A 14,344-nucleotide genomic window follows, 5' to 3' on the forward strand; every position below is an offset into this window, starting at 1 on the left:
TGATCATGCTGCGGTCGCACAATCCGCAAAACCGCAAAGCCCCCCCGCGCACGGCCCCTGGTCACTGTGCGAAAGGCGCTGTACAAAGAACCAAGCGCGGGGTTTCGCCCGGCTCGTTTTGGTGGCGAAACCGTGATGCCATGATGACAGAGGGAACCTGAGCCATGACTCTGACCCGCCCCCGGGTATGGCCGGGACGCCCCTACCCCCTCGGGGCCACGTGGGATGGCCGGGGGGTCAATTTCGCCCTGTTTTCGGAAAACGCCGAAAAGGTGGAGCTGTGCCTGTTCGAGGGAGACGGCGGCCGGGAAACCGCCCGCGTGGTCTTGCCCGAATACACGCACGAAATCTGGCACGGCTACTTGCCCGATGCCCGACCAGGGCAGCGCTACGGCTACCGGGTCCACGGCCCCTATGCCCCCGATGCCGGCCACCGGTTTAATGCCAACAAGCTGGTACTCGACCCCTACGCCAAAGCGTGGGGGGGGCGCTTGGAATGGACGGATGCTCATTTCGGCTACCGCCTGGGGGCGGCGGCCGAGGATCTGACCTTCGACACCCGGGACAACGCTCCCTACATGCCCAAGTGCGTGGTGGTGGACACGGCTTTTACCTGGGGAGAGGATCGCAAGCCCCGGGTGCCCTGGCACGAAACGATTCTCTATGAACTGCACGTCAAGGGCTACACGGTGCGGCACCCAGACGTGCCCCGCCCGCATCGCGGTACCTTTGCCGGGATGGCGGATCAGGCGATCGTAAGCTACCTCAAGGCCCTGGGGGTGACCTCCATCGAGCTGTTGCCGGTGCAGGCGTTCATCCATGACCGCCATCTGGTCAAGAAGGGCCTCTCCAACTACTGGGGCTATAATACTCTCGGTTTCTTTGCCCCGCACACAGAATATCTCGCCAGTGGAAAATTGGGGGAATTTAAGACTTTTGTCCAGGTCATGCACGACGCCGGAATCGAGGTGATCTTGGACGTCGTGTACAACCATACCGCGGAAGGCAACCACCTGGGGCCGACCCTTAGCTTCAAAGGCATCGATAACGCGAGCTACTATCGCCTTGTCCCGGGACGCGAACGCTATTATCAGGATAGCACCGGATGCGGTAACACTCTTAATTTGCGTCACCCTCGAGTTTTACAGCTGGTGATGGATTCGCTGCGCTATTGGGTCGAGGAAATGCGGGTCGATGGCTTCCGCTTTGACCTCGCCACGACCTTGGCGCGCGACAAGGGGCCGTTTGATCCCCATGCCGGATTCATCGAGGCCGTGCGCCAGGACCCGGTGCTCTCGACGGTGAAGTTGATCGCCGAACCCTGGGACGTGGGGGATGGCGGCTATCGTCTGGGAGGGTTCCCGCCGGGCTTCGCTGAATGGAACGACCGCTACCGCGACACCGTGCGCCGATTCTGGAAAGGCGACCGGGGCCAGGTGGCCGAACTGGCCACACGGGTGACCGGGTCGTCGGACCTCTTCGACCGCCGGGGGCGGTGTCCCTGGGCGAGCATCAACTACGTGACGGCCCACGACGGGTTCACCCTGGCCGACCTGACAGCTTACAACTACAAGCACAATCAGGCCAACGGCGAGGACGGTCGCGACGGCACCGACAACAACCACTCCTGGAACCATGGCGAGGAAGGCCCGTCAAACGACGTCAACATTCAGGAGTTGCGTTTACGGCAGATGCGAAATTTCCTGGCCACCTTGCTCCTGTCCCAGGGCGTCCCGATGTTGGTGGCCGGCGACGAATTTGGGCGCTCCCAAAAAGGCAACAACAACCCCTATTGCCAGGACAACGAGATCTCATGGATCAACTGGGGCGCGATCGGGCCCAAGGGACGGCAGATGATCCGGCTCGTGCGCTGGCTGTTGCGGCTGCGCAAGCGGCACCGGGTGTTCCATCGCAACCGGTTTTTCCACGGCGTGACCCTGCGCGGAACCGACGTCAAGGATTTGACGTGGCTCGATGCCCAGGGCCGCGAGCGGCTCAAACCCGAGCACTGGAGCGACCCCGAGGACCGTTTCCTGGCCTTCCTGATCCGGGGCGAGGCGGGCGACTACTTCCTGACCGAGATGGGCCAGCCCGAACCCGACTACAGCTTCCTTGTGGCGTTCAATGCCCACCCACGCACGGTGGACATGGTGTTGCCGCCTTTGAGCGCAGGCACGGCGTGGTCCTTGCTGCTCGATACGGCCCGCCCCGGGATGGAACGCATTGCCGCTCCGCTCGACGGACACACCTATGCGGTGGAGTCCCGCTCCTTGACCATCTTCCGCCGGGATCCCGGCCCCCACCACGGCGACGACGAATCCAGGCCTTGGGGTTAAACCTAAACGAGAAAGACCATGGTGATGTCTGACGACGCCTCGGGCGCCTTGCGCCGTCTGGCCGCGCGGGCCGGAGTGATCGACACCTATCATGACGCCTTCGGCCAGCACATGGTCACGTCCGACGCGGCGCTGATGGCGGCACTCACCGCGTTGGGCTGGCCCCTGACCGCGGTGGAGGACGCCCCGCGCGTGCTGCATGACTGGGACCTCGCGCGCCCTGTCCCCTTGTTGCCACCGGTCATCGTCCACCGGGTGGGTCGGGGACCGGTGGTGGTACCGTTGGGCTGGCCGGAGACGGCGGGTCCCGGGCACTGGAGTATCTTGTGGGAGGCGAGCCTTGCCCTGCCGGCCACGGAGGGGTTCTTCGATCCGGCGACCCTGCCCTGGATGGCGGCGGGACCGGATCACGACGGCTGCCGGCGGCTGGAGCTCTCCTTGCCTTCGACGCCTTGGGGCTACCACCGCTTGCGGGTGCAGGGCCTGGGAGTGCCGGCGCAGGACATCCCCTTGATTCTGACGCCCGAACGGTGCTGGCTGCCCGAGGGGACCGAAGACCCTGAAACCCCCACCCGGCTCTGGGGACTGACCTGCCAAGTGCACGGCCTGCGCGGTCGGCGCGACTGGGGCATGGGAGATTTCGGCACCCTGGCGGCGCTGGCCCGGCAGGTGGGGCGCGAGGGCGGTGACGTGCTGGGAATCAACCCGGTGCACGCCTTGTTCCCAACCCGACCGCTGCACGCGAGCCCGTATTCGCCCAATTCCCGCCTGTTTCTCAACCCGTTGTACATTTGTATCGATGACATTCCCGAGGCGGCGGGCTGCCCGGAAATCGCCCGTCTGGCCGCCGACTTGGAAGAGGTGCGCGCGCCCGATCTGGTGGACCACGAAGCCGTCGCGGCCCGCAAGGGGCCCGCGCTGGAAGCGGCCCACGCCCGCTTTGTTGCGACCGAGCAGGGCCGCTCAACCCCCCGGGCCCAGGCCTATGCCCAGTTCGTGGCCGCGGGGGGCGTGATTCTGGAACGCTTTGCCGTGTTCTTGACCCTGGGCGACCTGTATGCCGAGCGGGGCTGTTCGTGGCGGGACTGGCCGGCCGAGGTGCACGATCCCGAAAGCCCGGCCGTCGCCCAGATCGCCTTGGAGCATCGGCAGCGGGTGGATTTCCATTTGTGGTGCCAGTTCGAGGCGGACCGGCAGTTGGGACGGGTGGCCGAAGTGGCGGCCCAATCGGGACAACGCCTTGGCCTGTATCGCGATCTAGCCTTGGGCTCGGACCCCACGGGCGCGGATAGCTGGATGCTGGGCGACATGCTGGTGAACGGGCTGGCCGTGGGGGCGCCCCCCGATCCGTGGAACGCGGCGGGCCAGAACTGGGGCTTTTCGCCGTTTCATCCCGAGCGGCTGCGCCGGGCTGGCTACGAGCCTTTCGCCCGCATGATCCGGGCCACCATGCGCCACGCGGGCGCCTTGCGCATCGACCATGTGCTGGGGCAGTTGCGGCTGTTTTGCATCCCGCGCGGCATGGCCGGACGCGACGGCCTCTACCTGCGGATGCCCTTTGACGATTTGCTGGCGGTGCTGGCCCTGGAGAGCCATCGGGCGCGGTGCTTGGTGGTGGGCGAGGACCTGGGCACGGTGCCCGATGGCTTTCGCGACCGCATGCATGAAGCGGCCATCTTGTCATGCCGTTTGTTCTATTTCGAGCGCCAGGACCACCGGGCGCTCATTGCCCCGGAGGCCTATCCCCGGCTGGCGGCGGTGTCGGCCTCGACCCACGACCTGCCGACCCTGCACGGGTTCTGGTCGGGAACGGATCTGGCGTGGAAAAACACCCTGGGCCTGTTTCCGTCGCCCGCCATCCGGGACATGGAGAGCATGGAGCGGCACAACGACCGTCCCTTGATCCGCGAGACCCTGGCGCAGGCCGGACAGCCGCTGGACCCGTCCGAGGGGTTCACACCGCCGGCCAATCTGGTGCCTGCGGTCACGGCTTGGCTGGCTCGCACGCCCAGCTTGCTGGTGACGGTTCAGATTGAGGACGTTTTGGAAGAACGCGAGCAGGCGAACCTTCCGGGCACCTTGGACGAGCACCCCAACTGGCGCCGCCGGGTTGGGGTGGCCGTCGAAGACCTGGAGGCGGACGGCCGCTTGGACCGGATCGCACGCCTGTTCGCCGCATCGCGACGCGGCACCGTGGAGTGGCCTGGATGAGCCTACCATTGTTACCAAGGGGCTTTGCTCCCCTTGCCTGTTTTGTGGTCTTGTTAACGCTTTGTTCCGTTGGGCCCGGCGGGGGCACCCCGGTTTGGGCCCAAGATGAGGCCAAGCCGGCCGCGCCCTTGGCGGAGCGCATGGACACCGGCGTCAAAGCCTGGGAAAAAGCCCTCAACGCCATTGATGCGGCGCTCAACAAGCCCGGAGTGGCGGCCACCGACACCAGCTTGGATGACTATGCGGCCAAGCTGCGCCAAATCCGCGAGCAGGTGCCGTCGCTTTTGACGGAGGCAACCGAGCGCGTTGGCGAGGCCGAGCGGCTGCTGGCGGCCCTGGGGCCGGCCCCTGAGGGCGATAAGACCACCGAACCCACCGACATTCGCCAGCGTCGCACCACCTACACCACCGAGTTGACCGCGTGGCGAGCCCGAGTGGCCAAGGCCGAACTGGCCGCCACCCGGGCCGAGGCCCTGATGGGACGCATCGCCGCCTTGCGGCGCAGCACCCTGGTCACAACCTTGTTCGACCCCACCCCTGTGCCGTGGTCGGCGAGCGTTCTCGCCACGGCGGGCAACGACGCCCTGCGAGCACTTGGCCAGATCGGTGATGCTCCCGACGCTTGGTTCGCCTCGGCGCCGCCCGACCAGCCCCGCGGACAAACCCTGGGCCTCGTGGCCTTGTGGGGGCTGGGGGGGATTGTTCTAGGGCTGCTGGGACGCTGGCTGGTGTTGCGCCAGTTTGGACGCAAGCCGGGCCTAGTCCATCCCACCTACTCGCAGCGCACCTTGGGGGCCCTGGCCGAGGGCCTGGGCAATGGGCTGCTGCCCTCCATGGTGCTGGGGGGCGTGATCTTGTGGGCGCAAGGCGCGCTCGCCGACCAGGACCTGCTGCGCCATCTGATGACGAGCACGGTAGCGGCGATCTTGATCACGGTGATTGCCCGGGCCTTCACCCGGGCCGCCCTGGCGCCAGGCCTGCCAGACTGGCGCCTGACGGGCCACGATGATACTCAGGCCCGCAAACTGGCCCGCATCATCCAGGGGCTCGCCCTGGTGTTGGCCGTGGACCTGATGCTGTGGCAGACCACCGGCGACTTGGATCCGGCGCCGGAAACCCTGTGGCTGGTGACGTCAGCCCTCAAACTGGCCGAGGGGGTGATCCTGGTCCGGTTGAGCGGACGCGATCTGTGGCGGCGCCAAGCCGGCCCCGAGGGCGAGGCCGTGGCCCAGGTGGCCGCCGTCGCTGAGGACGACGATGCCCGTCAGGGCCGCTTGCTGTTGCTCCTGGGACGCGGGGTGGTGATTCTGGTGGCCCTGGTGGGCATGGGAGCCGGCCTGTTCGGGTATGGACGCCTGGGCTCTTTCCTGATCAACGGCCTGCTGGCCACCTGCGCCCTGACCGGCGTGGGGCTGGTGATCCGGGGTGTATTGCGCGATGTTCTTGGCCTGTTAAGCCGAGCCCCCTGGCTGCGGGCACGCCTGGGCTGGGAAGAAACGGCCCTGGGACGCACGCGGTTTTGGCTGAATGCGGCCCTCGATCTTCTTTTGGTGTCGGGCTACACGTTGCTGGTTGCGCCGGTTTGGGGCATCCCCGCGATGGAAGTTTTTGACACCGTGGTGACCTTACTCACCGGCATCAAGGTGGGATCGGTCACCATTTCGGTGCTCAACATTTCGGTCGGCATCGGGGTGTTCCTGGCGGCCATGGCCCTGACCCGGATGGTTCAGGGCACCTTGCAACGCAAGGTGTTGGTACAGACCGGCATGGACCCCGGGGTCCGCCACTCCCTGACCACCGGCCTTGGCTATCTGGGCGCCGTGGTCGCCTCGGCCCTGGCAGTGGCGACCATGGGCATTGACCTGACCAACGTCGCCCTCATCGCCGGCGCCTTGTCGGTTGGCATTGGTTTTGGCCTGCAAAACATCGTCAACAACTTCGTCTCGGGCCTGATCATTCTGGTGGAGCGGCCGATCAAGGTGGGTGACTGGGTGATCATTGCCCAGCATGAAGGGTTGGTGAAGCGCATCAGCTTCCGGGCGACCGAACTTGAAACCTTCACCCAAGCCTCGATCATTCTGCCCAACGCCGAAATCCTGTCGCGCCCCTTTATTAACCTGACCCACCGCAACCGGCTGGGCCGGGTGGACGTCAAGGTGGGGGTGGCCTACGACGCCGATCCGGTGAGGGTGAAGGAGATCCTGACCGAGATTGCCCGGGCCCACGAACATGTCCTGTCCTTGCCGGCGCCTTGGGCCGTGTTGACCGACTTTGGCGACAGCGCCCTCATCTTCGAGGTGCGGGCCTACACCTCGAACGTCATGAACCGGGGGTCGATTGCCAGCGACATTCGCCTGGAGATCAATCGGCGGTTCAATGAGGAGAAGATCGTTATTCCCTATCCGCATACGGTCCAACTGCACCGGCAGCCGCGCCCCGGCGATCCGGTCGAGGGGCCGGTGGCAGCGTCACGGCCGCCGGGTGACTGGGAGATGGACGCGGAAACGGTATAAGGCGGGGGAGGCAGGGACCCCGCGCAAAAAAAGGAAGGGGTCCGAGAGGGCCCCTTCAAGGTATCATGGGATGATAGAGAGTGCAGTCACGATGAGCGGCACGCAGCGTCGCACATCATGTCCGGGAGTCTATACGGCCAATGGTTCGTCCGAAATAGCGGATTCCCACAAAGCCGGAAGGGCCGGACTGGCGATGCCATCATAGAGCAAACCCAGACCCATGGCTCGCGCCACCGCCTGGGCAGTGGTGCGGGCGGCCAGTCGGCGCCGGGCCGAGCCCAGATGGTGCTCAACGGTGCGATCGGCCACCCCCAGGCAATCGGCAACCTCCCCCACTTGGCAGCCACGCGCCGCCCATAACAGGCATTCACGCTCACGCTCGCTCAACTGGACGACTTTGTCGAAGGGATTGACCCGGTCGCTGAACAAAGGGAAGCGCTGCATGGCCTCGTGAAAGGCGTGGCTCATGACGACGACGGCGCGGCCCTGGGTGCGATTCAAGGCCTCCCACCCCGCATCATCAAGGCCAGTGGCGCTCAGGAACAGACCGCCGGGGCTGGCTTCCCGCCCAAAGCGCAAGGGCAGGCTGATGCCATTGCGCACGCCAAACCCTATGCCATCGCGCCATACCTCGGCTTGGCGCGGCGTTTGCGTGGTCTTGGTGCGCAAATGCAGCCACGAGACCGCCTCATCGAACCGAAAGGCCCACTGGACGGCCACATCGTGGCGCACATGCTGGGCCTGATCGTAATGGGCGATGAAATCTTCTGGAAAGTGAGATTGATAGAGGGTTTCGCGCTGGAGATCGGCGCGATGATGGGGCGCGAAGAGCCCCCCATAGGAGACATGCGGAAAGCCCAGATCGGCGAAGCTGGCGCGCATCAGGCTCCAGCAGGCCGCCGAGGACTGGCACCGGGCCAGACGGGTCTGAAAGGTGGTAACGATCAGTTCAATCGGAGCGTCCGAGATCATGGCGGCTCCCCTGCTCCCTCACCGACCACCCCCACGACGGCACGGCTCTTGGACTTTGCCCTGAGGGGGAAACAGGAGCAAGGGACCAATACCGTCCGCAGGGTCATGCGACCCATGTGGAGGGAACATTTGTAAAGAAACCTCTCGTTAGAAGAAAGCCCTTTAAGGGCGAGAGGGCTCTCTTTTTTCGTTCAAAGGCGGGGCTGGGGAGATCAGCCTCTCGCCCCGCCTTCCGTTCTCTTCAGCGCGCAGCCATGGTCTCCTTGCTGCCGGGCTTGGCGACCGAGTCTTCCAGGCGCCGCACCAGCGGCGGATCTTGTTCGTAGACATCCGGGCTATAGCGCACGGGGCCGCCCGGGGCATCGATCCAGGCTGTGAAGTAGGTCAAATGCACGGGGGCCGGCCAAGCCAGCCGAACCACCCGGGGGCGCGTCCCCTTAAAGGACAGAGCCGTTTGCCCCGGTCGCGCCGTAAAGCGCCCCAGGAGGTAATCGGCGAGGGCTGCCGGCTCCTGAACGCGGACGCAGCCATGGCTCACCGCCCGAAAGGACCGCCCGAAGACCCTTGGGGCGTTGGTGTCGTGAAGGTAGACCGCGTATTTGTTCGGGAACATGAACTTGACCGTTCCCAAGGGGTTGTTGGGGCCCGGATCCTGGCGCAGACGGTAGGAGCGGGCAGACACGGCCTCGGCGTCCTCCTCGCGTTGGCCGGCGTCGCGTGGTACCAACGTGAAGCCGCGGCGCGCGAGATAGGCCGGATCCTCGGCCTGACGCGGCAAGACTTCCTCCCGGGCGATGGAGGCGGGAACATTCCAGTAGGGGTTGAATTCCATATAATCAATGTCGTCGCTGAACAGCGGCGTCGGGTCATTGGGCCGGCCGACCGCAACGCGCATGCGCAAGGCCTCGCGCTGGCCCTCATACACAAAAAGCTCGTACTGCGGCACATTGACCAAGAGATGAATCGACCCCAGGTTGCGCGGCAGCAGGCGCCAGCGCTCCAGGGCAAGGCGCAGACGATCGACCCCCACGGCCGGGCCATGCGCCAGTTCGCTCAAGGTTTCGCGGCCCAAGATGCCATCGGGGGTCAGGCCATGGACGCTTTGAAAGGCTCGCACGGCGTCCACAAGGGTGGCGTCGTACACGGGCGAAGCCCCGCCTCCTCCCCCCAGACGCCGACGCACCAGGGGCACTCGGGGATCCTGATCGCCGGGCCGAATGGAGGGGCCGGGCATGGTGGCCAAGGCGGGTTCGCCCCCCGAGGCCGGGCGCCGGGCGCCGGCGGCATGTTGCTTATGGGCGTGAGCGAGGGCGCCGATAAGGCGGCGGTACTGGAGCGAGCGGGGTTCGAGGCTGGCCAACATCGCCGGGAGAGACGGTGCGGCGGCGGCGTCCGCCAGCAAGCCCTGGAGAGTGCGGCCTTCCTCGCGCTGCAAGAGAGAGCGCTGTTCGTCAAAGGAGACAAGACGGCGGGTCTGGCCCAGGAGGCGATCGAGAAAGAAGCGGGCGGTGGCCCGGCTGATCAGGGCCTCGGCAACCAGCCGATCCTCGACCGTTCCGCTTTGCAAACGCTGGCCGATGCTCTCCAAATCATAGGCGCCAGAATCCAGGCCTTCCTCGGGGGCTCGGCCCAAGGTGTCGAGCAGCAAGCGCCCCCGTGGGGTCAAGCCAGCCGGCTCAACCCAAAACGGCGCGTAGAGGCGCTCGGCATACAGAGCGGCGAGATGACTGCCCAGGGGATCTTGCCCCAGGGCGCCCAGCAGTGGGGCGGCACTCACACTGGTGGCCTCGGGCACACTGAGGGGAGCCGGAGCCTCGGAGGGGGGGGGCCGGATCGGGGGCGGGGGCGGGGGCGGCGGCCGTGGCACCGGCATTCCCGCCCCAGGCGGTTCCAACCAGGAAACAGCCCACCACCAAGCCCCGCGAGCCCCGGCCCAGACGCCGCCGGACCACGCCACGCGCCTCGGAAGACCCCGCCGATTGAGAACCAAGACCATACCACATGGGCTACCTCCGATCAGCGGACGGAAGGATCCGCTTGTCGTCGTGTCCGCTCCCTTGAGGGGCGATCGTTAGAGACACGAAAAAAACCAGACGATAGACGTCCGGCGACACCATCAAAAAAACGGTGGAACGATACGAGGGGAGAATGGGGTGTAAAGAAGGGGGTGTCCAGGGTAGTCGGAGCCTGGATCGTGAGCCCCGTGCCTTTTTGGCACCATGATGCGTATTGGCAACACTCTTTAAGGCCTTTGGGACCTTTGGGGGCCGCTCCCCAAAGAAGCGCGACACACCTAGCCCGGAGGCTCAGAGATCTCTGGAAGATCTTCCCCCGCTCCTTTCTGAAGCCGGGCCTTGAGCGCCTTGCGCACGACGGCCAGATTGTGTTGCCACTCGCGCACCGGCGTGCCGATAAGCTCGAGAGACTGTCGCATCAGATGCAGCGCCGATTCGGGATGCCCCTGGCGAAAGTGAACAACCCCAAGAAGATGAACGGCGGCGGGATGGCCTGGCACTTGGCGTAAAACCTCGCCCAACGTGGCTTCGGCCTGGGCAAGACGCCCGGCCCGGATATGGGCGACGGCGGCTCCCACAAACGCTCCTGGCACTTCGGGCCCGGCCGGCGGCGTCATGACCTGGAGCAGGCGCTCCTCAAACCCCAAGCCAAGGCGCGCGAACAAGCTGTGAAGGGTCTCGCGCGGCTGCGCGTGCAGGTCCTCCCCGGACACCTCGATCAACCGACCGGGCAACACGGCCCGCCAGTGATGGAGCAAACGCTGTTGAACGGCCTGCAAGCGGCGCCACTCCCTTGGCCTCGTGTCGGCGTTGCCGGCGTGAGCGGCGTCCAGGCAGACGATCAAGGGGGCCTGAGGCAACAAGAGATGGACCAGTCCCACCAAGGCAGCATCAAGCCCCTGGCCATCAAGGACATGGTCGGCCCCCGGAGCCTCTTCTTGCAGACGCTGAAGAACCCATTGCGCCGCTTTGAGGGAATCGTCGGCCGACAGGGCCTCCAAGCTTTCCGGGAACACACGTGCCCGGCCATAATGGCGATCCCAGGATTCGAGGCTTGCGACCAAGGCGGGGATAAGCCCCAGCGACGGAGCGCCGTGAATGTGGGAATGGGCCGACAAAACGGCCCGAATCCGCTTGGCCGTGGGCGTGGCCAGACCGACCAGAAACACCGGCAAGCGGGAGGGATCGCCATGGCTGCGCCGGGCGGCGAAAAAGACCGGTGTCTGGGAGGCCATGATTCTCCTGGCCCGCGCGGCCAAGCCCCCAGGATCGAGCGGGCAAGCCACGGCGTGCGGCGCGATTCCCTCGAACAGCCTTGCTTCCCCTTCCGGTTCCGTCTGGTCCTGGCTCATACTCCGCGCATCCCTGCCCCGCGCCCCCACCCTCGCCCTGTGCGTTCTTGCCTTGCGCCCTCGCACCGGCACCTTGCCCCTTGTCTCTGGCTGGGTCATGGTAACGAGGTCGGCCCGGGTCGCCAAGGCGTCACGCAGGGTCTGTCCTGGTGTTTATCTCTTGTTTTTATCGTCTGTCCCCCGGATTGTTCCATGAATTATGATCATGCCTTCCACGCCGGCAACTTCGCCGATGTCTTGAAGCATGCCTGCCTGTGCCTGTGCCTTGTTCACCTGCGCCAGAAGGACAAGCCCTTCGTGGTCTTCGACACCCATGCGGGTCAGGGACGCTTCGATCTTGCTGGCCCCCAGGCGCAAAAAACGCAAGAGGCGGCGCGCGGCATCGTTCGCTTGCTGACGCGGCCGGGCCCCCGCCCCGACGCGCTTATCCCTTATGTGGACGCGGTCCGCGCCCTGGGATGGGTCAATGGCGCCCTTCGGGCTTATCCGGGCAGTCCCTTGCTGGCGCACCACCTGATGCGTCCGCGTGACCGGCTGGTGGTGGCCGAGCTGCATCCGGTCCATGTCCGGGCCCTGGGCGCCTTGCTGGGCGGACGGGCGCAGACGCGCGTCGAGGCCCGCGATGGCTATAGCGTGCTCAAGGCGCTGCTGCCGCCCACCGAGCGGCGCGGCTTGGTGCTGATCGACCCCCCGTTTGAACGGCGCGACGAGTTTACCGCCCTGGCGCGGGCGCTGCGCGAGTCCTTGAAGCGCTGGGCCAGCGGAACCTATCTGGTCTGGTATCCCATCAAGGACGAGGCGGCGGTGGCGGCCTTTCTCGCGAGCGTCGCTGAGGAAGCGCCTTGTCCCGGGTTGGTGGCCCGCTTACAGGTGCGACCCGCCACGGCGGGGAGCGGTCTGGCGGGCACGGGCCTCCTGGTGCTCAACCCGCCGTTCGCCCTGAGCGAAGCCCTGCCTTCCTTGCTGCCCTGGCTGGCCGAGACCCTGGGGGAAGCGGGACAGGGGACTTGGCATTTGTCCGACCTCGGCCGCCCCTGACCCGAAAAGGCCCCGCATGGCCCGCCTGATCCTCTTCAACAAACCCTTTGATGTCTTGAGCCAGTTTACCGATGGCGAGGGACGCGCCACCTTGGCCCAGCATATCCCGGTGCCGGGCGTGTACGTGTGCGGCCGGCTGGACCGTGACAGCGAGGGCCTCCTCCTGCTCACCGACGACGGCGCCTTGCAGCACCGCCTGAGCCACCCCCGCCACAAAACCCCCAAGACCTATTGGGCCCAGGTTGAAGGGGTGCCCACACCCGCGGCCCTGGAAACCTTGCGCCGAGGCGTCACCCTCAACGACGGCCCGGCCCGAGCGCACGAGGTGACGGTGATGGACGAGCCGGCCGGACTGTGGCCGCGCACCCCTCCCATTCGCTTCCGGGCCCGCATTCCCACCACCTGGATCAGCCTGAGCGTGACCGAAGGGCGCAACCGGATGATCCGGCGCATGACCGCCGCCGTGGGCCTGCCAACCCTGCGCCTGATCCGCTGGTCGGTGGGGGACTGGACCTTGGACGGGCTCGACAGTGGCGCTTGGCGCGAGGCAACGGGGAGACCAAAAGCGTGAACGCCTCTTCCTCTTCTCCCCCTGCCTCTTCCCCCTCTGTCCCCTGGGTTCTTGCGGTCTATAACCAGAAAGGCGGCGTTGGCAAAACCACCACAGCGGCCTCGCTGGCTGCCATCTTGGCGGCGGCGGGAAGCCGGGTCCTGCTGATCGACCTAGATTCCCAGGGCAACGCCACGACGGCGCTGGGGCGGCCGTTCAACCAGGGCCCCGGCAGCTACGAGTTCATGGTGGGGACCGAGCCCCTGGAGAAGGCGTGGCAAAAAACGCGCTATCCCCGACTGCGCCTGCTTTCGGCCTCCCGGCTCCTGGCCGGACTCGACTTGGAACTGACCCAACACCCTCATCCCCAATACGCCTTGCGCCGCGCCCTCGGCTTGGCGCGGGCCCCCATTGATCATGTAATCATCGATTGCCCGCCGGCCCTGGGGCTCCTGCCTATCAATGCCCTGGTGGCGGCGCATGCGGTGTTGCTGCCCGTGCAATGCGAGACCTTCGCCCACGACGGCTTGGTCAATGCCGTTTTCAGCCTGAACCGCCTGCAAGCCACCTTCAACCCGGGTCTGGAAACCCTGGGCATCCTGATCACCATGCGCTCCACGGAAGGGGTGGGTCTGACCCTGGAACAGACCCTAAGAGCCACCTTTGAGCGCCAAGTCCTCACCGCGATGATCCCCCGCGACCCTGAAGTGGGCCGAGCCGCCGAGGCCGACCGGCCGGTGGTCACCCACGACCCGGACAGCCCGGCAGGCCGCGCCTATCTTGCCGCCGCGGTGGAAATCCTCAAGCGCGAGCAGCGCCTACGCGACCGACTAGCCCAACGCCTGCCGCCGTTGACGGACGCCCCGGTCCCGCCCCTGATCCCGGGCCCCCTGCCCGGGGCACTCAGCGATCCCGAGTACGCCGTGAGCCGGGCGCGCGAGCGTTTGCTGACCTGGGAGGGCAAGGACCCCGTCAAGCCCGCCTCCCTGCCCCCGCTCAACACCGCGCCCCAGCCCCCTCCCGAGATGCCCCCGGGGCTTGACGATGCCGACATCCCTCTTTCGAGTCTGGATCTGCTGGAGGATGACCTCGCGTGGGATCCAGACCAATCCTGGCTACGACGGCTGCGCTGGTGGATTTTCCTGGGCCTGGGCGTGACCCTCGGGCTCGGCCTGCTCTTCTGGCGTCTCTGGCAAGAGACACCCGCATAGCGATAAAAATGGAAGAAAACCCCCAGACCCGCTTTTTTTCCCGTCCTGACGCCTTGATGCCCCGCCCCCCCCATCCTAGTTTTTTCTTGAAGCTGAACCGGCAGCCGGTCAGCATGCGCCGCGAGGACGCGGGAGACAGACGTGCC

Annotated in this window: 9 protein-coding genes; 6 read left to right on the forward strand and 3 right to left on the reverse strand. The window is 66.1% G+C overall.

Annotated features, from left to right (window positions below; translation table 11 throughout):
- The first annotated feature begins 164 nt into the window (after window positions 1–164).
- Genes glgX through RSPPHO_RS03705 form a run of 3 tightly spaced genes read left to right on the forward strand, consistent with a single transcriptional unit; the run spans window position 165 to window position 7,060 of the window.
- Complete coding sequence (glgX, locus tag RSPPHO_RS03695) at window positions 165–2,336, forward strand: glycogen debranching protein GlgX (RefSeq protein WP_014413938.1); 2,172 nt, start codon at window positions 165–167, stop codon at window positions 2,334–2,336.
- An 18-nt stretch (window positions 2,337–2,354) separates the two neighbouring features.
- The gene (gene malQ, locus RSPPHO_RS03700) at window positions 2,355–4,547 is read left to right on the forward strand and encodes a 4-alpha-glucanotransferase (protein ID WP_014413939.1); all 2,193 of its coding nucleotides are present in this window, start codon (window positions 2,355–2,357) and stop codon (window positions 4,545–4,547) included.
- Window positions 4,544–7,060 (forward strand): DUF3772 domain-containing protein, encoded by a 2,517-nt coding sequence (locus tag RSPPHO_RS03705; protein ID WP_157879072.1) that lies wholly within the window; start codon window positions 4,544–4,546, stop codon window positions 7,058–7,060. Before malQ ends, RSPPHO_RS03705 begins: the two co-directional genes overlap by 4 nt.
- Window positions 7,061–7,189: 129 nt before the next feature.
- Here the strand turns inward: RSPPHO_RS03705 and RSPPHO_RS03710 are convergent, their stop codons facing one another.
- The 3 genes from RSPPHO_RS03710 to RSPPHO_RS03720 all read right to left on the reverse strand — a co-directional run bounded on the left by RSPPHO_RS03710 (window position 7,190) and on the right by RSPPHO_RS03720 (window position 11,399).
- The gene (locus RSPPHO_RS03710) at window positions 7,190–8,032 is read right to left on the reverse strand and encodes a LuxR family transcriptional regulator (protein WP_014413941.1); all 843 of its coding nucleotides are present in this window, start codon (window positions 8,030–8,032) and stop codon (window positions 7,190–7,192) included.
- A 241-nt stretch (window positions 8,033–8,273) separates the two neighbouring features.
- Window positions 8,274–9,905 (reverse strand): L,D-transpeptidase family protein, encoded by a 1,632-nt coding sequence (locus RSPPHO_RS03715; RefSeq protein ID WP_051013620.1) that lies wholly within the window; start codon window positions 9,903–9,905, stop codon window positions 8,274–8,276.
- Between the two features lie 420 nt (window positions 9,906–10,325).
- Window positions 10,326–11,399 (reverse strand): sulfotransferase, encoded by a 1,074-nt coding sequence (locus tag RSPPHO_RS03720; RefSeq protein ID WP_157879073.1) that lies wholly within the window; start codon window positions 11,397–11,399, stop codon window positions 10,326–10,328.
- Between the two features lie 192 nt (window positions 11,400–11,591).
- Between RSPPHO_RS03720 and RSPPHO_RS03725 the strand changes: the two genes are divergently transcribed.
- Genes RSPPHO_RS03725 through RSPPHO_RS03735 form a run of 3 tightly spaced genes read left to right on the forward strand, consistent with a single transcriptional unit; the run spans window position 11,592 to window position 14,198 of the window.
- A complete protein-coding gene (locus RSPPHO_RS03725; protein WP_041794032.1) occupies window positions 11,592–12,437 on the forward strand; it encodes a 23S rRNA (adenine(2030)-N(6))-methyltransferase RlmJ in 846 nt (281 codons plus the stop codon).
- Between the two features lie 16 nt (window positions 12,438–12,453).
- Complete coding sequence (locus RSPPHO_RS03730) at window positions 12,454–13,008, forward strand: pseudouridine synthase (protein WP_014413945.1); 555 nt, start codon at window positions 12,454–12,456, stop codon at window positions 13,006–13,008.
- On the forward strand, window positions 13,005–14,198 hold the full coding sequence (locus RSPPHO_RS03735; RefSeq protein WP_051013623.1) for a ParA family protein: 1,194 nt from the start codon (window positions 13,005–13,007) through the stop codon (window positions 14,196–14,198). Before RSPPHO_RS03730 ends, RSPPHO_RS03735 begins: the two co-directional genes overlap by 4 nt.
- The last annotated feature ends 146 nt before the right edge of the window (window positions 14,199–14,344 follow it).

It is taken from the genome of Pararhodospirillum photometricum DSM 122, assembly GCF_000284415.1.
Lineage (GTDB): Bacteria > Pseudomonadota > Alphaproteobacteria > Rhodospirillales > Rhodospirillaceae > Pararhodospirillum > Pararhodospirillum photometricum.